Raw genomic sequence first — 21,606 nt, 5'->3', positions numbered from 1 at the left:
TATGACTATGCACAAGCCAATCAGCCCCAGCGTGGACACTGCGGAAGACGTTCTGCGGGTTGTTGCTACCGATATGCTGTCGAACGTACAAACCATGTCGCGTTCGATCAGTGCGGTTGTTGCAGAACGTCAACCGCCGCCAACCTCCATGGAAGAAAAGGGTTATCTGGAAGTACTGAACCGGTCGACCGAGGTAAACGTCACTGTCTTCCTCAGTACCCTCGCCTACGGACTCCCGGCGGATGGTGTTGAGCCTCCAGTCGGCGCTATCGACTTGGTGGACTGCATCGCCTGTGACCCTGAGGGCCTTCCACTCCTTCTCCGCGTGTATCGACTCGGGGCGGCGGCCACGTGGCAGTGCTTTGTAGAATTCGTTGGAACGCAAGTCGAGGACGGTCATACCCTCGCGAAAATCGTCTTGATTGCCGGGGATCACCTCAACACGTATGCCGACCATATCGTCGAGTGTTTAAGCCTGCGGTGGTCCGAACGAACTCAGCGCATGCAACAGGATGGCCGGAGGCAAGAGTCCGCGCTTCGTGCCGTGCTCGGCGGTGCGGATCCTAATACCGAATCGCTCGATTACTCCTTCGAGCGATACCATGTCGCAATCGCTATTGGTCAGGGAATCGGCCACGAACGTAACTCGGCGCTCGAGTTTGCGCGAATCATACGATCGAGACATGCAACGGGTAGCACCCTAGAACTCGATGGGTACAAAGGATTGCACCTGCTCTGGATATCAACCAAAAACCCTATTCCCCAGCAAGTGTGGGAAAACCTTACCTCGAAACCGAGCGCCGGATTGCATGTCGCTGTTTCCGATGTCGGACGCAGCGCCGAAGGATTTGTTGTAGTCGCTCACGAAGCGTGCGAAACCGCACATGCGCTCGCCAGGATAGATCCGTCCGGGGGTGCGGCCACTTTCAGGAACATGGCGCTGACTGTCACACTTCTCGCCGATCCCGTGCGCGCCCGCAGGTTCGCGAATGTCGTTCTGGGGCCGCTGGCTGTGAAGACTGTTGAAGCAGAACGCATGCGCAGCACGCTCGAGGCGTACTTCCGCTGCGGTTCCAGCAAGATTTCGGCAAGCGCGGTACTGCACGTTCACGAGAAGACAGTCGCAACCCGACTGCGGCATGCGACTGATCTGATCGGATCATCGATCGACGCCAGGCGACCGGAATTGGAGGCCGCGCTAGCTGTGTTTGCCGCACTCGACTGAACGCTTAGGCCCGCTAAACATGGCGACATTCGAGAATTCTGTTGCCGCTCGGACTGATCGACGTCGGACGAGCATCGGACTCGACACATGAGCGCCGCCCGACGCCTCGTCAGACAGCGCTCATGTGTCGATCACGGATCTGACCGATTGATACCCGCCTTAGTGAAACTTCGCGATTGTCGAGTTCAAGACTTCGCGGGCTTCTGCCACCGTGCGGCGAACCACCTCGCCCGCATCCGGGATGTCCTGGATGAGCCCTTGAACCATGCCGACCGTCCAGATCCCGGCATCGGAATCACCAGTCTCGTATACGGTGCGCCCTCGTGCTCCGGCAACGAGATCACGCACGTCACCGAATTCTCCACCGCGATCGAGAATTTCGACGACCTGCCTACTCACCTCGTTGAGCGCGACACGCGCAGTGTTACGCAATGGTCGGAAGATCAAGGCCGTATCCCGCTCATCAGCATCTACAATTCGCGCCTTGATATCTTCGTGGATCGGCGACTCTCGGGTACACATGAAACGGGTACCCATGTTGACTCCGTCAGCCCCCAGCACGAGCGCTGCCGCAAGACCGCGGCCATCGGCGAACCCGCCCGAGGCGATCATCGGAATAGTCAGCTCACGTGCCGCTGCCGGGATCAGGACCAGTCCGGGGACATCGTCCTCACCCGGATGTCCGGCGCATTCGAAGCCGTCGATACTGACACCGTCAACGCCGACGTTCTGCGCCTTGATCGCGTGCCTGACGCTGGTGCACTTATGCAGCACCTTGACGCCGTGTTCCTTGAACAGTGCCATGTGCGGCTCGGGGTTGGAGCCGGCAGTCTCGACGATGGTGATGCCGGCATCGATGATGGCCCGTCGGTATTCGTCGTACGGCGGCGGGGTGATTGACGGCAAGATCGTCAGGTTAACCCCGATCGGCTTACTTGTCAGCGTCCGTGCCTTTTCGATCTCCGTGACGAGATCAGCCGGCGTCGGCTGCGTGAGTGCGGTGATCATACCGAGGCCACCTGCCTCGGAGACAGCGGCCGCGAGTTCGGCACGCCCGACCCACTGCATGCCACCCTGCACGATGGGGTGCTCGACCCCGAAAACCTCGGTAAAAGCGGTCTGGAACATAGCTTCTCCGCTACTCGTAGATTTCGCCGCGGACGGCTTTGGCGACCAATGACTCGGGCGGTTGGAAATGCGCACCGTAACGGTCCGCCAGTTCACGCGCACGGTCGACGAACCCGTTGAGTCCACCGGCGTAGCCGTTGATGTACTGCACGACTCCACCTGTCCACGTGGGGAATCCGATACCGAGTAGGGAGCCGATGTTGGCGTCTGCGACCGTGTTCAGGACACCTTCATCGAAGCACTTGACCGTCTCGATAGCCTCGGCGAACAGCATCCGCTCCTGGATGTCTACGAAGGGGATCTCCTTCGGCCCGTCGCTGAGTTCAGCTGACAGCTTCGGCCACAGCCCGACGCGCTTGCCTCCGTCGTAGTCGTAGAAGCCAGACCCGGTCGAACGCCCCTTTCGATCGAGTTCATCGACGAGACGGTCGACGACGGCTTCGCTGCCGTGCGAAATCCATGTCCCGCCGCCTGCAAGTACGGCTTCCCGGGTTTCGTCACGCAGCTTACGAACCAATGTCAACGTGAGTTCGTCACAGAGTTGCAGAGGTCCAGCGGGATATCCGGCTTGGAGTCCAGCCTGTTCTACTGTCGCCGGGTCGACGCCTTCTCCGATCGCTGCGATGGCCTCGTCGATGAACGTCATGATGACGCGACTGGTGAAGAACCCACGACTGTCGTTGACGACGATCGGTGTCTTGCCGATCTGTTCGGTGAAGTCGAAGACCTTGGCAATTGTCGCAGGTGATGTCTCTTCGCCCGCAATGATTTCCACGAGCGGCATCTTGTCGACGGGCGAGAAAAAGTGAATCCCGATGAAGTCTCCGCGCCGCTGCACACCTTTCGCCAGATCTCGGATCGGCAATGTCGATGTGTTGGATCCGAGAACTGCGTCCGGGAGAACGTGATCCTCGATTTCCTGGAACACCTTGTGCTTGAGGTCGACGCTCTCGAACACCGCCTCGACAACGAAGTCGACGCCGGCAAAGTCCGCTGCATCCGCTGTCGGGGTGATACGTGCCAGGAGGTCGGTAGAGTGCTCTTCAGTCGTCTTTCCTGCGGCTATTGCCTTCGATTCAAGGATCTCCGCGTATGCCTTACCCTTCTGCGCGGCTTCGAGACTGACGTCCTTGAGTACGACTTTGATCCCGGCGCGCGCGGACACATACGCAATGGCTGCACCCATCATTCCGGCGCCTACGATGCCGACCTTCGCAGCGCGGAACTTGTCGAATCCGGCTGGGCGGCTGGCACCGCGACCGATTGCCTGCATGTCGAAGAAGTACGCCTTGATCATGTTCTTAGCGACCTGCCCAGTGACGAGCTGCACAAAGTATCGCGTTTCGATCGACGACGCAGAATCAATGTCAAGTCCCGCGCCCTCGACGGCGGCGGCAAGAATTGCGCGTGGCGCAGGCAGCGGTGCTCCCTTAAGTTGCTTGCGCAGGCCTGCCGGAATCGCCGGCAGATTAGCGGCGAACGCAGGTGTGGACGCGTCTCCGCCGGGAATACGAAACCCCTTGCGATCCCACGGTTGAACGTGCGAATCCGGATTTGCAGCTACCCAGGCCTTGGCAGCAGGAATCAGTTGTTCGCCGTCCGTAACAACATCGTCGATGAGCCCGAGTTTGACTGCGGCGTCGACCTTCAATCTGCTGCCGGTAAGCAGGAGCTTCGTCAACGCAGTCTGAATTCCGAGCATCCGAACAGTCCGTACGATTCCGCCGGCCCCCGGAAGCAAACCGAGCGTTACCTCGGGAAGACCGAACACTACTCCCTTGGCATCGACTGCAATACGGTGATGCGCTGCGAGTGCAATCTCGAGGCCACCGCCAAGCGCGGCACCCCCGAGCGCCGCAACGACGGGCACTCCGAACGTCTCAAGCCGACGAAGCTGAGACTTCAGTGTGTTTGCCAGCGCAGTCATCTTAACTGCGTCGTCAGGCGTCGCTTTCACGAGATCGTCAAGGTCGCCGCCCGCAAAGAAGGTCTTCTTGCCGGATGCCAGCACGATTCCGGTGACAAACTCTCGTTCGGCGTCCAGCCGATCGAGGGTCACACTCATAGACTCGATATAGTCGGCATTCATCGTATTTGCCGAACTCGACGGATCGTCGAACGTCAGCGTGACGACGCCATCGGAATCGCGTTCCCACGCAATCGTTTTTACCTTTCTTGCCTTATCGCTCCCCATGTCAGATCCTCTCGATGATTGTTGCGATGCCCATACCGCCGCCGACACACAGCGTGATCAGCGCGTAACGATCGCCGCGTCGCTCGAGTTCGTCGATCATGGTTCCTACGAGCATCGCGCCGGTCGCGCCCAGCGGATGACCCATGGCGATAGCGCCACCGTTGACGTTGAGTTTCTCGTCAGGGATGTTCAGATCCTTCTGGAACTTCAACACGACGGAAGCGAAAGCTTCGTTGAGTTCGAACAAATCGATGTCCTCCAGCGTCAAACCGGCCAATGCCAGTGCTTTCCTGGCGGCCGGCGTCGGTCCGGTGAGCATGATCGTCGGATCCGAACCCGTCACCGCGGTGGCGACGATCCGCGCTCGAGGGACAAGTCCGTTGTCTTTGCCTGCCTGTTCGGTACCGACGAGAACGAGTGCCGCGCCGTCGACGATTCCCGAACTGTTGCCGCCATGATGAACGTGGTTGATCTTTTCCACGGTTGTGTACTTCTGCGACACAACGGCATCAAATCCTGCAGCCTGACCCATCCCCGCGAAGGCAGGCTTCAGCGACGCCAACCCTTCGAGGGTTGTGCCCGGGCGTCGATGTTCGTCGTGGTCGAGCACGGGCACGCCGTTGAAGTCCTTGACAGGAACGACCGATTTCGTGAAGTATCCTCCAGCCCAGGCCGCTTCGGCGCGTTTCTGCGACCGCACTGCGTAAGCGTCGACGTCCTCGCGGGCGAACCCTTCGATCGTTGCGATCAGGTCGGCTCCGATACCCTGGGGAACAAAGTAGAGGTCATAGTTGGTGACGGGGTCGTTGAACAACGGGCCGCCGTCGGATCCGAGCGCGAGACGCGACATAGATTCGACACCGCCGGCGATGACAAGTTGTTCGAATCCCGATCGCGTCTTCTGCGCTGCGAGGTTCACGGCTTCGAGGCCGGAGGCACAGAATCGGTTGATCTGCACTCCGGCAACGGTATCGGGAAGGCCTGCCGCGAGTGCAACTGCCCGCGGCAAGACGCCGCCTTGGTCACCGATCGGTGAGACGATGCCGAGGACGATGTCGTCGACACCTGCGGGGTCGAGGTCGGGGAACCTCACCCGCAGTTCATCGACCAGTCCGGTGACCAGGTCGAGGGGCTTGACCGAAGTCAACGACCCCTTCTTGTTCTTGCCTCGAGGCGTGCGGATCGCCTCGTAGACGAATGCTTCGGACATACTCGTCTTCCTTCTGATGTCGTGTCCCAGGTGCGTGAGGAGCGATGACCCGAGGGATGGACTGAAAAGTCTTGTTGTGTGAGCGTGGGAAGGATCTGAAAGTCCACTTGCCACTTGGCTGACTGTAATGTGATGTAGCTTTAACAGTCAATACTGACTGATTAATGATCTTCAGCGCCTGGGAGCTTCCATGCCGACCATCACCTGCAACGTCTCGCCCTCCGCGCCCGACACGGAGGACGAGGTACAGCACTGGGTCGTGCCCGACGCACAGTGCGCGCACAGCCCGATGTCGCAAACTTCCGCTCGCGTATGCACGCCGCCTGACCACGGCCGGCAATGTCGAGCGAACGAGTGTAATCGCGCTCGTACACAGCAGCTTCCACATAGGACACGGCCGTTCTGCTGTTGCGAGCGACATCATTCGCAAAGTCGACAGCACGACCGGGCACATCATTCGACCGCAGCGCTTCGAGCGCGAGGCCGAGGTGAAACGGCCTCGCGTCCATCAACAGTGCGCCCGGCAAGGACCAGATCGAGCGCGCGCTGGGCGCCTACCAGCTCGGTCAACGTCGCGGTCGCTCCGAGGTCCGGAATGAGACCGTACTCAACTTCCTTCAGCGCAAATACCGCCTCCTCGGCGACGATACGCACATCCGCGGCGAGAGCGAGCTGGCAACCGGCGCCGATCGCATTGCCGTGCACTGCGGCAACGACCAAGAACGGCGCATCTCTCATCCACCGCGTCGAATCCTGTGCGATGGCAATCGCCGGAAGCATCAGATCCGGGTCACCTTCCGGGCACTCGCCCAGCCTCCGTAGGAATCCTCTCGGCTTCATTTCGGCGAGATCGATACCGGAGCTGAACGAGCGACCATGCCCGCTGACAATCGCCACTCTTGTTTCGCCGTCGCCAGCCAGTTGTGCGCCGGCGCAAGCAAGCTCGGACCACATGGTCTCGGTTTGCGCATTGTGTCGGCCCGGCCGGTTGAGCCTGATATGTGCGACCGGCCCTTGGGACTCGACTACTATCTGCTCGAATTACTCATACCCAGACGGTACACTGATGTTGTTGCACCGCAAGATCTTTCAAGAATCGAGAGCCTGTCATGAAACTTGGCGTCCTGGTCAATTACGCATCTGAATTTCACACTGCTGCAGCAGAGGTCGTCGACCTCGAGCGACACGGCATCGACGTCGTCGCGGTACCCGAGGCATACTCGTTCGATGCAGTCAGTCTGCTCGGCTACCTAGCCGCAGCCACCCGGGACGTGGTACTCACATCCTCGATCATGCAGATCTACAGCCGCACTCCAACATTGACTGCTATGACCGCAGCTGGTCTCGACTACGTTTCCGGAGGCCGCTTCGAACTCGGAATCGGGGCTTCTGGACCCCAGGTCGTGGAAGGGTTCCACGGCGTTGCCTACGACGCCCCCTTGGGACGCACAGAAGAGATCATAGAGATCTGTCGAGCCGTGTGGCGCCGTGAAAAACTCACATACAGCGGAAAACACTATTCGATTCCGCTTCCGGAGGGAAAGGGTACGGGGCTGGGCAAGCCGCTCGCCCTGATCAACCATCCGCTACGCGAACGGATTCCGATTTCGATTGCGTCGATAGGACCGAAGAACGTCGAACTGACGGCGCGGGTCGCCGACGGTTGGCAGCCGATCTTCTTCCATCCCACTCGCTCACGCGAAGTGTGGGGCGAGGCGCTCGAGAGAGGGACCGAGCAGAGATCGACTGAGTTGGCCCCGCTGAAGGTGAACGTCCAGCTTCCAGTGGCTATTGGTGACGACACTGACGCCGCGCTCGCGCACACACGCGCGCATTTCGCGCTGTACATCGGCGGCATGGGAGCCCGAGGCCAGAATTTCTATCACAAGCTGGCGTGTCAGTACGGTTTTCAGGCCGACGCCGACCGTGTTCAAAATCTCTACCTTGCCGGACGAAAGGCAGAAGCTGCGGAAGCCGTGCCCGAACAGCTCGTCCGCGACATGTCGCTGATCGGCACGGAAAAACACATAGCGGCACAGCTCGATGCCCTGGACGCGGCGGGCGTAAGCACCCTCTACCTTCTACCTGTGGACGACTCGCCCAACGGCCGTATTGGAGCGGTGGAAGCAGTCAGAGACATCCTCTCGGCACGTGCCAAAACAGAAGCGCATGGTTACTAGACTGGCCGGCGTGTCGCACAACGAGAAGCCGATGAAAAATCCCGCCAAGGGTCGAGCGGGGTCGGCTAGAAGCCGCCGCCAACAGGGACGAAGCCTCGAAACGCAGGAGAAGATCCTGACGGCGGCGGTTTCCGTACTCGTCGACCAGGGGTATTCGGGAGCATCCACACTTCAGATCCAGCAGAAGGCTGGAGTGTCGAGAGGCCGATTGCTCCACCACTATCCTTCTCGCGAAAAACTGCTCAGCGCGGCGGTTCACCATCTAGCTATCGAACGCATGCACGAACTCAGCCTCGAATCAGGGATTCCGGACCATCCGCGCGAGAGAATTCGTGGAGCACTGCAGATCATGTGGTCCAACTACAGTCAGCCGTACTTTTGGGCATCGAACGAACTGTGGAATGCCGCACGAACCAATCCGGAACTGAGAGCCGAGCTCCGTCCGGTCGAACAACGCCTCGGCCAAGTCATTCGCACTCAAACCGACCACTTGTTCGGGCCCGAGCACACAGCAAAATCTGGCTACAAGAGCCTGCGGGAACTCCTGCTTACCAGTATGCGCGGCGTAGCAATGACCTACACCTTCGACCCGCGTGAACCGAGCACGGATCGACACCTAGTGCAGTGGCAAGATTTAGCCGAAAGCATCCTGCTTGAACAACACTGACACATGATCGAGTTCCCGCCCTCGAAACTTGGATTGCCGCGTTCGGCTACATTCTGACTGCGTCCAGGCGGACCGTTGCAAATCTCGGTTAGCGCCGCTCGTGAAAGGCCTGCCCTTTCCCTACCTTCGTCCCCGGCCGCAGGGAAAGCAACAAATTCTGCCTCGGAATCCAAATGTTGCAAATATGACGGCGAACATTATTCGCCCGCAACCCTTTTCGAGATATTCAGCGCTCGGTGGGACCGGAGATGATCGAACGCACAATGCCTTCAACTACGACACGTACCTCACCGTCGGTCACAACCCTGGCGACTGCACCAAGTTGTAGAGCCTCTTCACTTCCCAGAACTCGTTGCGCAGTAGCAAGTCCATCACCGCTGCACGTCCGCCTACGCAGGGAAGCTTCCAGGACATCCCGGTGTCGGATGTCAGGCCTACAGATCCATACTCAGTCCGGAGCCTGGAGGACCGCTCGACAACACTGATATCGCCCATCAACGCAATGCTCATTCCGGCCCCAGTCGACCACCACTTCGGGGCGCCAACGGCGAGCGGAATGGGCACCTTGTGAAGGGCCACGAGAGCCAGGTGGAGCCGAACTTCAAACTCTCCGAGGAATTCTCCTGGTTATCCAGCGATGTGAATCAGGAAAGATCACTACCCAAACAGCAGTTCTTGCCCTCGGCAGTCAGCGTGATGCATTGCATATCCGGGTCGATGACCGGACAACCTCGCGCAGTTCGTCGGTGAAGGCGAAGTCGATGGTGTTTCCTGTGTCGGGGCTGATCAATTCGATCAAGGCAACATTCCCGCCCACCCCGTGGGCGGATGTGAGTCGAACTTTCCTATTCGCGGTCGATCAAACTCTTCGGCGGCGACAAAAACTCTCAGAGAGCATCTCCTTTTGCAAATTCTCACCGGAGGTACATCCGCGGCGCGGGGGTCGTATCTGCTCGCGCACATCGAACATGCAAGAGTCATCTACCAACTGTTGCGTACTGCGCGGTCGGGTCTGCGAGCGAGTGCAGGATTGCCGTCTGCGCGTTTATCGGCAAGGTGTGCATGATCTGGCGGACGCGCTCCTGGCGACGACGAACAGCCTGACGCTCCGGGTTTCCGGGGGTGGCCTTCATCTGCGGCACGATGCCCTCGACGTCGTCGACACCACCGGCATGATGACCGGCGTCGACGAGCGCCTGCTCATGCGCCATCTGAGCCTCGTCCTTCTCCTCCGACATACCGATCGGACCGATCATCGTGCCATTCAGGAACTGCTTGACCACCGGCTCACCCGAGGTAAGCAGCACCTCACGAGGACCGAACATCACCAACTGACGACGGAACAGCATCCCGATATTGTCCGGAACGGTACGAGCGAGATTGATGTTGTGCGAGACAATCAAAATCGTGGCATCGGACTGAGCATTGATATCGATCAACGTCTGACTGATGTACGTCGTACGCACCGGGTCCAGACCCGAGTCCGGCTCGTCGACCAGGATGATCTCCGGATCGAGAACCAACGCGCGAGCCAGACCGGCACGCTTACGCATACCACCGGAAATCTCGCCCGGAAGCTTGTCCTCCGCACCGACCAGACCCGTCAGATCGAGCTTCTCCATCACGATCTTGCGGATATCGGATTCCGACTTCTTCGTATGCTCACGCAACGGAAACGCAATGTTGTCGTACAAACTCATCGAACCGAACAACGCACCGTCCTGGAACAGCACACCGAACAACTTACGGATCTCGTAGAGCTCCTTCGAGGAACACTGCAAAATATCTGTGCCGTCGATCACGATGGAACCCTGCTCGGGACGGAGCAAACCGATCAAAGACTTCAAAAACACCGACTTGCCGGTACCCGAAGGCCCCAGCAACGCACTCACCTCACCAGCGGGAAGCGTCAACGACACGTCCTGCCAAATCCTCTGCGACCCGAAAGACTTAGTCAAACCCTCGACCGAAACCTCAACACCCATGTGCGACGCCTTCCTCTTTACCGGTACTCATACCGGTGTCAATTCTGTGATCAGCCATCCGCCGTCTGCTCGTTCGACGTGTACGCGTACACGACTGCCGTCGAGTTTGGTTTCCTGCGATTCCGAGCTGGTGGTGGACTGGTTGAGGAAGAGCAACACATCGACATTCTCGGTATCGGCAGCCACGACAGCAGCTTCGAGCACTTCCGCAGTGGTGACGACCTGTCGTTCACGAGCGGATGGCACGATGACTGTTCGCCCGACATCTTCGAACTGCGTACGAAAGTCTCCACCCAAATCATCCTGCATTTCCGCGAAATGCTGCTCCACGGTATCGAAGTCGTAAGACAATAATTTCGGAACGATCTCGACGGCGAAAGCTCGACCCTCTCGTCCAGATTGAGCACGAGAATCGGAGAGGTGGTCTGCGCGAAGTGCGATTCCCGCGCCTACGACTGCGGCAACAGCAAGCGTACAAAGCGAGAGCAAAACCAGTCGCCGTGCCCGAGGGGACCAATTCGCTACGGTCACTGCCAGCCTGGTCATGCGACGAACTCCACGTTCGACACGAGCCAATGATCATCAACGCTCTCGAGAGTCAGTTTCATTCGGTACACACGGATCTCTCCCTCCGGCGCTTCGTTGTTCTTTACGGTCGAGGTGACGGCCGCAAGGACTGTCGACCGTCCATCACTCGATTCCACGATGCCAGCTGACTTCACTTCCCCCGTCGAGTCCACTCCTCCTTGACTTAGAAGAGATCCGAAACCATCTGTGGCAGAAACAAATTGATCGCGAAAGTCCCCAGTTGTTCCGGCTACAACCCGCGCGAGGTCTGCCTCGGCGGTGCCCTGACTCAGGGTGACAAGATTGGCAGCCATCGTGGACGCGACATTCAGCACTTCGCTGTCGCGATCTTCGACTTCGGCGGCTGCCCGCCATGACCAGAGAGCCACGAGACAAATGGCGATCGCAGTGGTCGTTATCCCGAGCAACAGGATTGTCGCCGCGATGTGGATCCATTTCGAACCCGTGCGGACCACACGTGTGCCCGACTCTGGGTCAATTTCAGCTGATATCTCCACCTCTGACGACTGATCGATGTCATCGGGTAGTGATTCGTTGAAAGTGTTCACACGAACAGCGTTTGCCATAACGGGACCTCTCGGTTGTCGGGGTGGGGAGCGATGCTTCCGAGTTTGTAAAGGGTCCCGTCCGAGGTTCTAAAGCGTCCGGTGACCGGGTCATACGGGACCGGGGCAAATTCGGGCTCGGATCCGCCGAATGAGGCCGGCGCCGCTTCCGCTCCATCCCGAGACTGTTGGAGTTGCGTGGAGGATGGATCCGTTTCCTCCGTTGGCGGTGCTGACATCGCCGATGGGGAGTAGGGCGATCCTGGCCGCGTTAACATCTGGGGCCAGGTCGACGGCAGCCCACCAGGGCAGTCGGCGACTTCCGGAGAGCGTACTGAAGGGTCGGTCGCACACGGAATATTGCGTGTTCCGCGCACATCCCGGGCGTCCTCCTGCGGCAGTTTGCAATAGGGGTTTGCCGATGGTTCGACGGGCGTCAGATCAGAGGGATCGCGTCGCTGCGTGTCGTAGCCTTCGGTACAGGGCAAGGGGTTCGCGGTGTTCCCGAGTTTGATATCGAGCGGGCCCTGTCCGTAGACCATATCCTCACCCTGGAATCCTTGGTGCATGTAGTTTATCGAGGCCGACAACGCCGGATAGACAACCAGCAGTTGTCGAATCCCCGGCACGTTGACTCGCGTCACCTCACCTACGGATTGCAGGTTTGCCAGCAGGATCGGCAGTGGAGACTCGAGGTCCGACATTGTTCCGTTGACCGCATCGAAGAACTCCGGCCCTTGGTTCAGAGCAGAACGAATCTGGTTGTCGTTCAGCGCAAGTTGCTTCGTGAATGTACTAAGGTTGGAACTGAACGCGCTGATATCGGGTCCGGACTCGTTGATGTCGTTCAGCACTGGTTCGCCGTCCGCGATCAACTGTTCGGTCGGCCCGATCTTTGCTTGTGCCAAAGCAATCAAGGGTTGCGTCGAATCGATCAATGTGCCCAGAGAAGGTCCAAGTCCGTTGAAAGCCGCGTAGGCTTCGTCGACGGTCGTTCGGAGATCGTCTTTCGGTAAGGAGCGGAGGAGTGTGTCGACTTCTTCCACCACATCCGATGACGGTGTGGGCACAGATGTCCGCGAGGACTCGATCACGTCACCCTCGGTGAGATAGGGGCCTGCACTCGTGCTCGGAACCAAGTCCATGTACTGCTCCCCGATCGCGGACACACTCTTGACGACGGCGTCGGTGTCCGTCGGGACATCGATACCGGATTTCAGTTGAAGTGTCGCCGTGGCAGACTCAGGTCCAACTTCAAGCTTCGTTACCACTCCGATGTCGACCCCACGGTAAGTGACGAGCGAATTGACGTACAACCCACCCGCACGGTCCATTTCGGCTCGAACCGTGTATAGCCCAATCCCGGTATAGCGTTGAACTCCCATATAGGTGAAGACCGCGTAGCCTACTGCCAGCACGCTGACGATTCCGAAAACCAGTAACTGCATACGCACCAATCGTGTTCTCATCGCTGACCTCCCTGGAGTTGCTTCACGACGTCGTCAAGTGTGGGAAGGATGGGTCCCGCTACCGCAGACTCCATCGGGGACAACAGCGGGTCAGCTGCTTGACGCGCAGGATTGAGGCCGACGAGTTCATCAATAGGTATGCTGCCCAGAACTTTTCCACCGACAGTTTCGGCACTCACATCCAACGTGAGGAAGAGGTTCAGGTAGTCACCACGCAGTGCTCGTTCAGCGGTCGAGACGGGAAAGGGAATGGTTGTCGCGATTTTGAGGGCTTCCGGGATCGAGTCCGCCGATTCGGCGAGTTGAGTGAGAGTGGGTTGTAACGCTTCGATATTGGAGCGGAGATCGGCCCGTGAGTCGTTGAGCGCCCCTGTTGCTGCGGTGCCGAAGTCGCCGAGCTTGTCCAACATGGTGGTCAGTTGCTGGCGTTGGTTCTCCACCACGTCCATGGCGGGGCCGAGGGAGTCGATTCCCGCCTCCAGAGTCTGTGTCTGTCCGGCAAGTTCGGCGCCGACTCGATCGAGTCCATCGATCGCGGCGAGGATGTCGGTGCGTTGCCGATCTAGTCCGGATACGAAACTGTTGAGGGTATCGGTCAAGGACCGCAGTGAGGTTTCACGGCCTCCGATGACTCGATTAAGTTCCGAGGTCACGGTTTGGATTTGTTGCAGGCCTGACCCGTTGAGAACGAGCGACAATGCGGACAGCACTTCTTCGGTCGAGGGGTACTGACTGCTCCGAGCAAGAGGGATGATATCCCCGTCTTTGAGTCGGCCGGAGGGCGCTTCGTCCTGCGGCGATGCCAACTCCAGGTACTGAGACCCGAGGACGCTGGTTTGCGCAAGCTTGGCCGTGACATTTTCCGGAAGGATGACATCGGCGTCGATGTCGAGAGTGAGGAGCGCTGTCCAATTCTTGCTGGCGATACCGCTGACATTTCCGATGATCACGTTCTCCGACTTCACCGGCGAATTGCCTACCAAGTTCTGAATGTCCTCGAGTTCGACCCTGACCGTGTAGGTATCACCTCCAACTCCGTTTCCCGGCAACGCGATTGAATTGACTCCGTCGAACCGACAACTACTCAGGCCCACAGCAACGGCGGCAAGGATGGCAATGGAAGCGACATGCTTGAGCGTGCGCTCGATCATCGCGTACCTGCTTGTGTGGCGTCCTCCGCCAACCCCTGACCGATCGCCGCATTCGCCTTGGAACATTCGTCGGCGGGCGCGTTGGCGGTCGTGAGCAATGCGCAAATGAGTGATCGCGGGTCCGGCACATCGGCCACCGCCAGGGCCCCGGTCAAGGAGTTCGATTTCTCGTCGTAGATATTGTAGAAGTTCGACAGAGCTGTAGGTCCGGCGTGCAGGATCGATGCGAGCGCGTCCTCGCGGTCGACGAGGAGCCCGGTAATTGTATTCAGTTTCCCCACATCGTTTCTCAGAAGTTCACGGTTGTCGGTGATAAATGAGGTGACCTCTGCGAACGTGGTGGACATGCTGGACAATGCAGCATCCAACTCGGTCCTGTTGTCGTTGAGTACCCCGGAGAGCCCGGCAAGCTCGTTGCTGAAACCGACGATCTGTCTGTCATTCGTCGCAAGCGCCGCCGTGACCTGCTGAAGGTTTTCCACTGTCGCGAAGAGGTCTGTTCCACCGGCGTCAAGGGTGTGAACCGCGTCCGACAATTTAACGAGCGAATCATGCAAGGTTTGCCCATTGCCCCGCAACGTGTCCGCAGTGGTCGACACGAAATCCGACAAAGCCCCCGTCGGATTCTCCGGAGTGGAGCCGACATCGTTCGCAAGTTTTACGATTTGCTTCTTGACCTCGTCGAATTCCACTGGAGAGGCGGTCTTTTCGAGCTCGATGGTGGATTCGTCCACCATGACCGGTCCTCCTGTATAGACCGGGGCGAGTTGGATGTATCGACCGGTGACCAATGTTGGCGCCACGATCACGGCGCCTGCATCAGCGGGCACTGCGTAGTCGTTGTCGTACGACATATCGACCCGTACGCGATCCCCTTCAGGGGCAATATTCTCAATCGAGCCAACCGCGACGCCTAGTACCATGACCCGATCGCCGACATAGAGACCCGCCGTGTTCTTGAAGTAGGCCGACACGTGGTTTGTTCCCGCACGTTGCGCTACCGCTCCCGTCGTCAGCGCGACGGCAGCCGCCAGCACAATCGCAATCAGCAGCATGAACGGCCGCGTGGGCCGTGCAGAGAATGCGGTGCTCTTCATCGTGGACCTCCGAGGCTGCCTGGAAGTTGTCCGGCGAGGTTGGCAGGAAGGATGTTGTGGAGCAAGACACCGAAGAAGGGTCCGCTCCCGACCACGTCGCCGATTTGAGCCGTGTAGCGCTGCAAGCCCGTGAGCGAAGCATCGATATTGGCAGAGTTGTCATTCAAGGTCTGCACCAGCGAATCCAGCTGGGTGAGCGTCGGCCCCAGAGTGTCCCTGTTCTCTCGGCTCAGAGCTGTCAACTCGTCAGCGATGACGCGAGACTGCACGAGGATGCGATGGATCGACGACGATCGTTCGTTCAACGCGGAGAACAATCCTCGGCCGTGATCGACGAGTGCCGCAATCTGTTCGCTTCGATCTGACAGCACTGCCGTGACCCCGGCCGCGTGGCTTAACATTTCACGGATTTCGGCGTCACGACGGGCAACGGAATCTGAGAGCCTGCCCAACCCGGACAGCTGGTCTTGCAGATCGGGGGGAAGGGCATCCTCAACGGCAGACACCTGTTCGAGCGCTCCGGACAAGTCGACGGTGTCCGTCTTCGACACCGTTTCAGTGACCTCCTCGAGGGATCTGGTGATGTCGTACCCCGACGTGGTGTGCTGGAGGGGAATTGTGGCTCCGCTGACCAGATCGTCGGCCGACGTTCCTGCCGCGAGTTCGACGAATCGATGTCCGAGGACAGTTTCCACTTTGATAGTCGCGGTCGTATCGGATGTCAGATGCACTTCGCCGGCATCGGCGTCGAATCCGACGAGCACCTTTCCTCCCTCGAGCTCGATCGAGCGCACCTTGCCGACGCTCACGCCGCCGATCTGTACCTCTGCGCCTTCCGCGAGACCGGAGGCATCAGAGAATTCAGCACGATAGGTGGTCGAACCCCGCAGAAACGGAATCGATTCGTAAGTGAAGGCGACGACCAGAACGAGGACCAGCATCACTGTGCCGATGATCCCAAGTCGGACCTCATTGGTCTCTCTATGCGAACCGGCCATTATTTGCACCTTTCTGCCGGCGCGGTGAACATCGGGGAAACATCGCCTAGGCCGTTTCCGTACTTCACGGCCAAACCACACACGAAGAAGTTCACGAAGTTTCCGTATCCGGCGGCACGTCCGGTCAGTCGATAGTTCTCAGGAAGCTTGGAGAGCACCAGGTTCAAGGTGTCGGTCTGCGCATTGAGTCTGGTTGTCAGATCGCCGAACGAAGCGACTTCCGATGACAAATCGGACCTGTTCTCCGTCAATATCTTTGACACAACATCGGTAAGTTCGTCGATACGTAACAACGATGTCGAGATTGTGTTCGAGTCTGAGTCGAGCCCGGCGACGACCTTCCCTAAACGATCCAGCAGTGTGCCCAGATTTTCGCCTCGACGGTCAACCGAGGAAAGAGTGGTGTTGAAATTGGTGACAACACTGCCGATTGTGGCATCACGATCGGCGAGGGTGTTCGCAAGCGAGCCGAGTTCCGTGACGAGCCCGCCGATTGCAGACTCCTGCCCATTGAGAACTTGCACGAGTGAGCCGGAGAGTCGGTTGGTTTGTTCGGCGTCCAATCCTTGAAGGAGTGGGCGGAATCCATTGACGACTTGATCCAAATCCAAAGCCGCGGTTGTGTGTTCAATCGGGATCGGATCGGACAGTGGCCGTGCGTCGGGATCCCCTGCAGAGAGATCGAGGTAGCGGTCCCCGATAAGATTCTTGTACTTGATGGCCGCTAAGGTGCTGGCCGTCAGAACATGGTCGGCGTCCACCGTAAAGGACACCAAAGCAGTTCCATCGGATTGGAGTTCGACACCAGCCACCTTTCCGCTGGGCACTCCCCCGATGCGGACGTCTTCACCGTTCCCCAATCCGGATGCATTACTGAATACCGCCTGGTGGTCAGCTGTGTCACCGAAACGGAGATTGCCGACCACAGCCACCACGCCCAAACCTGTGAGAGTAGTGACGAGGACGAATGCAAACAATTTGAGGCCGATACCGTTCCCGTTCATCGGCCGCCTCCTGAAACAAACTGCGCGAACGGATTTCCGATCAGATCGACCAATGTCTTAGCGCCGGAATACGCGTGACTACCGTCGTTGAAGTCGGTGTGAGGTTGTGGCGATGTCCAGTCATAACATCTCGTCGGACCGTCTGCGCTGACGACGGGTAGATCGGCAGGAGAGGTGTAGGGAGGGTCGCCCATCAGCAACGTGCCGAGAATGTTCAGTCCTGGCATAGCGCTACCACCGACCGTTCGCTCGAGATATTTATTGGTCTGAGCAAGACTTTCCATAAAGCACGGGTATGTCGGAGCGCGTTCAGCCAGCAACGCTGTCGTCGGGGTCAGCGTTCGCATTGACTCGACCAACGGAACTGCGGCTGCATGCGCGAAAGACTCGCCGCGATTTCCGAATTTGGTGAAGCTCAGCAGGAAAGCGGAAAGCTGTGACTGCTTTTCCGAGATCGTATTTCCGGTTGTCGTCAGATTGGCAACTGTCTCGACAAGGTCGGGCGTGGCGGCGGCAAGCAGATCCGCAGTGTCGGCGCCAGCCGCCAAGTCTCTTTGCAAAGTGGGCAGGCTTCCGTTGAATCGGCCGAGATATCCGTCAAGCTGAACGAGCGTCTCACCCAACTCGTCACCACGGCCATGTAGGGAAGTCGCGAGGGCATTCAACGCACCGTTGACCTTCTGCGGTTCTACCGCACGAAGCACATCGACCAGAGACGACAACAAATCGTTGACCTCCGTGGGAACGGACTGCCCTTCGAGGACTGTCCCTTCCTCGATTGCGAGGAACGGCGGGCCTCCCGGATTCGCGAGGGCGACGAACTTGCGACCGAAAAGTGTGGTGGGGTCGATGGTCGCTACCGCATTCTCCGATATCGACCGCGCGTGATCAGCCTGTAGGTCGATCTCGATTGCTGCCTGACCGGAGTCGACGTGCACATCCTCCACCCTGCCCACGACGACGTCACGCATTTTCACGTCCGATCCTGGTTCGAGCATCAGTCCTGCTCTATCCGAGAGGACAGTGACACGAACTGTGGTGTCGAGGGCGCCTCGATACAGTGCAATAGACGTCGCGGTGGTTGCCAAGAGGATGAACACTCCCGCCAATCCGAGAACGATGTTGGTGTTGCGTGAATGTTCTTTGAGACCTGAACTCATCAGCCCGACACCCGCACTGCCCCGGATGTACCGCCGTACACCGCGATTCCAATCAGCAAGTCGATCGCCATGATTGCAATCAGTGACGTTCGGACCGCACGGCCTACGGCGACTCCTACGCCGGCGGGGCCTCCGCTGGCGTTGTAGCCGTGGTAACAGTGCACACACATCACCACAGCAGACATCACCAAAACCTTTACCGCAGACCACACTACGTCGCTCGGCACCAGAAACACATTGAAGTAGTGGTCGAACGTTCCTTCAGCCTGACCGAGCATATATACGGTCACGAGGCGTGTTGCCGCATAGCCCACGAACAACGCGACACAATACAGAGGAATCACCGCGACGATACCAGCCGTCACTCGCGTGGTCACCAGGTAAGGGAGGGACGGAATTGACATAGTCTCGAGGGCGTCGATTTCCTCACTGACGCGCATTGCACCTAACTGCGCAGTGAATCCTGCACCTACCGTGGCGGTCAGCGCTATGCCGGCGATGACAGGTAGCGCTTCACGGGTGTTGAAGAATGCGGAGATGAACCCAGACAAGGCCCCCAGCCCAATATGCCCTAACGATGTCGAACCTTGCTGTCCCACTTCGTAACCGACCGCCGTTGTCAGCATGATGACAACCACCAAGGTGCCACCGATCGCGGCGAGCGCTCCTGAACCCATGCTCACTTCGGCGAGCAGACGCAGCACCTCTGTGCGGTACCTATACACGGTCCGAGGAATGGACGAAATCGCATGACCGTAAAACGTAAGCTGCCGACCAATGGTCTCAAGCTCCCGGGAGGGGGCAGTCGCCATTTTGGTGAGCGTCTTGCGTGGAGTGCGTTGGTGACCTGTAATTGACGACACATCATTCCTGTCGGTTGTCAGACATTCTCGTGTAGGTGAGCTCAGTGAAGCGCGATGGTCGTGATGACCGAATTCGCCAGGAAGAGTAGGAGAAAGCTGAATACCACGGTCTGATTGACTGCGTCACCTACGCCTTTCGGCCCGCCTCGCACGCGCAAACCGAGGTGACACGCCACGAGACCCGCGAGCATCCCGAATACAGCGGCCTTGATCTCGCTGACCACGAAGTCACTGGTGCCGGTAAGTATGGAGATTGAGGTGATGTATTGGCCAGGAGAAGCGCCCTGCATGTAGACCGTGGCGATGTATCCGCCAACCAACCCCACCGCCGACACAAGACCATTGAGAAATATTGCGATGACAATTGATGCAAGAACCCTTGGCACGCACAACCTTTGAACTGGATCGATCCCAAGGACTTTCATGGCGTCGATTTCTTCTCGGATGGTTCGCGAACCCAAGTCTGCACAAATCGCAGTGGATCCGGCCCCAGCAACGACCAAGACCGTTACCACTGGACCGATCTCGCGAATGATGGCGACACCTGCTCCTGCCCCCGACAAATCGACCGCGCCGATCTCGGCGAGTAGAATATTGATCTGGTAGACGAACATCATGCAAAACGGGATGGCCATGAGCAACGCAGGCATGATCGAGACACTGGCGATAAACCATGATTGCTCCATGAACTCCCGCACATGAAACGGGCGACGAAACATTGCTCGAAATGTCGCTATTGAGCTTGCGTAAAACCCTCCCACCGCGCGGGGCGCGACGGCAACATTGGCCTTCCACTGGGATGGCGTGGCGGTCACCATCTCCCTCTGGTCGACGGCTAAGTCGGCTGATTGCACAGTCGTGTTCCTCTCAACGCTGTAGGGGCACACCTGACGGACGACATCTCGCCGGCGGCCCAGCGCCCTGGCCAGCACACCATTATCAGTAGTGAATCCACTTGCACCAGTGCCGCGGGGCTGACCCGTTGCTCTGAATCATGCAACCACTCATCCAGCGCGACTTACAGACCTCTTTGGTGCTGTCTTAGTACCTCTTTGGGGTCATGCCATAAGTCACAGTTGGCGCCACTGAGTGCATCAAGCCACATATTTTGACGCGCTGAGCCGTCTCGCCTCCCCCACGTCGAGAATGAACGGCCACTAACTGATCTCTCCGCCGTCCGCCGTCATGGGCTGTCGAGCGGCCATTGCGCACAGTGCCGCGAGGACATTAAAGCGTTCACACACTCGCGCAATGTCGTAGCTGCCTACTCCGTTGCCCCATGACAGGACGGAAGTCGTGCGGCGCACTTCTACCCCTCTCTTTGGTTCCGGAGCTGGGGTCCTACGTTCACCCCCACCCAGCCCCCAGCCTGGGGCTGACAGCGTTGCATTCCGACGTCCGAAAAGCGACCAACACAACCGATTCCGTGGCGAATCAACTGACCCAATGAACCGTTCCTTCTGTCCCCCAACAGCGCAAGCGCCCCCTCGGCATCCGTGACGTACTACCTCGCCCCCTTTCCCCTCACCCGGAGCCCTACACCTGGTGCTGACATGCCCGATCCTGGACATAAACGAAACGACGCTCACCTTCGAAGAGGTCGACCTTCAACAGGCGCACCGCGGCATCACGCCCCTCTGGCAAGAAGGCAGCTGAAAAACACGGAAATCGCAGCCATATCGCAGTCGGCCTACCCGCCGGCACCGCGATCGCGAATCTCCTCTGTAGCCATTGTGCTCTTCATCTCCACCGCCGGAATCCTGGCCCTGGCCTTCGGCATCATCGTGGGCATGCTGATCAACGGCTGCATCGCCAGGCTCTACACCATCACGCCCGCCTCGGACGACGCAGACGTGCGAGGAACCGGAGTCGGCTGGGCCATCGGAATCGGACGCATCGGCGCCATCCTCGCGCCCCTCGCCACCGGAGCGCTGCTCGATGCAGAGTGGACGCCAGGCCAGCTCTACCTCGGCGTCGGACTCGTCGTCCTCGTCTCAGCCGTCGCCATCACCTGCCTGCGCCCCGCTCAGGACGCTCAGAACGAATCAGATGTCAGAGTGCGTCCGGGAACTCACGATGGCGATTGGTGGTGTGGTGGGCTCCTGATTAGGTCAGTGATATCGATTCGCTGACCGTACCCAG

The 21,606-nt window shown here is 58.8% G+C and carries 19 protein-coding genes; 4 read left to right on the top strand and 15 right to left on the bottom strand.

Going from position 1 to position 21,606, the window contains the following annotated elements; translation table 11 throughout:
* Position 1: 1 nt before the first annotated feature.
* On the top strand, positions 2–1,225 hold the full coding sequence (locus QMA15_RS26130; protein WP_290287122.1) for a helix-turn-helix domain-containing protein: 1,224 nt from the start codon (positions 2–4) through the stop codon (positions 1,223–1,225).
* A gap of 159 nt (positions 1,226–1,384) precedes the next feature.
* Here QMA15_RS26130 and QMA15_RS26125 read toward each other — a convergent pair whose 3' ends face one another.
* The 4 genes from QMA15_RS26125 to QMA15_RS26110 all read right to left on the bottom strand — a co-directional run bounded on the left by QMA15_RS26125 (position 1,385) and on the right by QMA15_RS26110 (position 6,789).
* Entirely contained in the window at positions 1,385–2,353 is a 969-nt protein-coding gene (locus QMA15_RS26125) for a nitronate monooxygenase (protein WP_290287121.1), read from the bottom strand.
* Positions 2,354–2,363: 10 nt separating this feature from the next.
* Positions 2,364–4,547, bottom strand: a complete 2,184-nt coding sequence (locus tag QMA15_RS26120) for a 3-hydroxyacyl-CoA dehydrogenase NAD-binding domain-containing protein (protein WP_290287120.1) — start codon at positions 4,545–4,547, stop codon at positions 2,364–2,366.
* Between the two features lies 1 nt (position 4,548).
* Positions 4,549–5,757 carry an acetyl-CoA C-acetyltransferase gene (locus QMA15_RS26115; protein ID WP_290287119.1) on the bottom strand — a complete coding sequence of 403 codons (1,209 nt, stop codon included), beginning with the start codon at positions 5,755–5,757 and terminating at the stop codon, positions 4,549–4,551.
* Between the two features lie 453 nt (positions 5,758–6,210).
* Positions 6,211–6,789, bottom strand: coding sequence for an enoyl-CoA hydratase/isomerase family protein (locus QMA15_RS26110; RefSeq protein WP_290287144.1), 579 nt, complete (start codon positions 6,787–6,789; stop codon positions 6,211–6,213).
* 77 nt (positions 6,790–6,866) lie between these two features.
* Here QMA15_RS26110 and QMA15_RS26105 point away from each other — a divergent pair, with 77 nt between their 5' ends.
* Positions 6,867–7,937 carry an LLM class F420-dependent oxidoreductase gene (locus QMA15_RS26105; RefSeq protein WP_290287118.1) on the top strand — a complete coding sequence of 357 codons (1,071 nt, stop codon included), beginning with the start codon at positions 6,867–6,869 and terminating at the stop codon, positions 7,935–7,937.
* A 10-nt stretch (positions 7,938–7,947) separates the two neighbouring features.
* Positions 7,948–8,604 (top strand): TetR/AcrR family transcriptional regulator, encoded by a 657-nt coding sequence (locus tag QMA15_RS26100; protein ID WP_356702372.1) that lies wholly within the window; start codon positions 7,948–7,950, stop codon positions 8,602–8,604.
* 297 nt (positions 8,605–8,901) lie between these two features.
* On the opposite strand, the gene QMA15_RS26095 is transcribed toward QMA15_RS26100, so the two are convergent.
* From QMA15_RS26095 to QMA15_RS26045, 11 genes are all read right to left on the bottom strand, one after another.
* Positions 8,902–9,183, bottom strand: coding sequence for a hypothetical protein (locus QMA15_RS26095; protein ID WP_290287117.1), 282 nt, complete (start codon positions 9,181–9,183; stop codon positions 8,902–8,904).
* Positions 9,184–9,581: 398 nt separating this feature from the next.
* A complete protein-coding gene (locus tag QMA15_RS26090) occupies positions 9,582–10,589 on the bottom strand; it encodes an ABC transporter ATP-binding protein (RefSeq protein WP_290287116.1) in 1,008 nt (335 codons plus the stop codon).
* Positions 10,590–10,616: 27 nt separating this feature from the next.
* Positions 10,617–11,135 carry a hypothetical protein gene (locus QMA15_RS26085; protein ID WP_290287115.1) on the bottom strand — a complete coding sequence of 173 codons (519 nt, stop codon included), beginning with the start codon at positions 11,133–11,135 and terminating at the stop codon, positions 10,617–10,619.
* A 586-nt stretch (positions 11,136–11,721) separates the two neighbouring features.
* Positions 11,722–13,170 carry an MlaD family protein gene (locus QMA15_RS26080; protein WP_356702395.1) on the bottom strand — a complete coding sequence of 483 codons (1,449 nt, stop codon included), beginning with the start codon at positions 13,168–13,170 and terminating at the stop codon, positions 11,722–11,724.
* Between the two features lie 17 nt (positions 13,171–13,187).
* Positions 13,188–14,342, bottom strand: a complete 1,155-nt coding sequence (locus tag QMA15_RS26075; RefSeq protein ID WP_290287113.1) for an MCE family protein — start codon at positions 14,340–14,342, stop codon at positions 13,188–13,190.
* Positions 14,339–15,439 (bottom strand): MCE family protein, encoded by a 1,101-nt coding sequence (locus QMA15_RS26070; protein WP_290287112.1) that lies wholly within the window; start codon positions 15,437–15,439, stop codon positions 14,339–14,341. The genes QMA15_RS26075 and QMA15_RS26070 overlap by 4 nt, the downstream gene beginning before the upstream one ends.
* Positions 15,436–16,437, bottom strand: a complete 1,002-nt coding sequence (locus tag QMA15_RS26065) for an MCE family protein (RefSeq protein ID WP_290287111.1) — start codon at positions 16,435–16,437, stop codon at positions 15,436–15,438. Before QMA15_RS26065 ends, QMA15_RS26070 begins: the two co-directional genes overlap by 4 nt.
* Positions 16,437–17,441: an MCE family protein gene (locus QMA15_RS26060; protein ID WP_290287110.1), complete on the bottom strand. Its 1,005-nt coding sequence runs from the start codon at positions 17,439–17,441 to the stop codon at positions 16,437–16,439. The genes QMA15_RS26065 and QMA15_RS26060 overlap by 1 nt, the downstream gene beginning before the upstream one ends.
* Positions 17,438–18,601 carry an MCE family protein gene (locus tag QMA15_RS26055; protein ID WP_290287109.1) on the bottom strand — a complete coding sequence of 388 codons (1,164 nt, stop codon included), beginning with the start codon at positions 18,599–18,601 and terminating at the stop codon, positions 17,438–17,440. Before QMA15_RS26055 ends, QMA15_RS26060 begins: the two co-directional genes overlap by 4 nt.
* Positions 18,601–19,413 (bottom strand): ABC transporter permease, encoded by an 813-nt coding sequence (locus tag QMA15_RS26050; RefSeq protein ID WP_290287108.1) that lies wholly within the window; start codon positions 19,411–19,413, stop codon positions 18,601–18,603. The genes QMA15_RS26055 and QMA15_RS26050 overlap by 1 nt, the downstream gene beginning before the upstream one ends.
* Before the next feature lie 92 nt (positions 19,414–19,505).
* Complete coding sequence (locus tag QMA15_RS26045; protein ID WP_290287142.1) at positions 19,506–20,282, bottom strand: ABC transporter permease; 777 nt, start codon at positions 20,280–20,282, stop codon at positions 19,506–19,508.
* A 915-nt stretch (positions 20,283–21,197) separates the two neighbouring features.
* On the opposite strand from QMA15_RS26045, the gene QMA15_RS26040 reads away from it, so the two are divergent.
* Positions 21,198–21,596 (top strand): hypothetical protein, encoded by a 399-nt coding sequence (locus QMA15_RS26040; protein WP_290287107.1) that lies wholly within the window; start codon positions 21,198–21,200, stop codon positions 21,594–21,596.
* The last annotated feature ends 10 nt before the right edge of the window (positions 21,597–21,606 follow it).

This window comes from Rhodococcus sp. APC 3903, from assembly GCF_030407755.1.
Lineage (GTDB): Bacteria > Actinomycetota > Actinomycetes > Mycobacteriales > Mycobacteriaceae > Rhodococcus_F > Rhodococcus_F erythropolis.
This window is presented reverse-complemented; position numbering and strand designations above follow the sequence as displayed.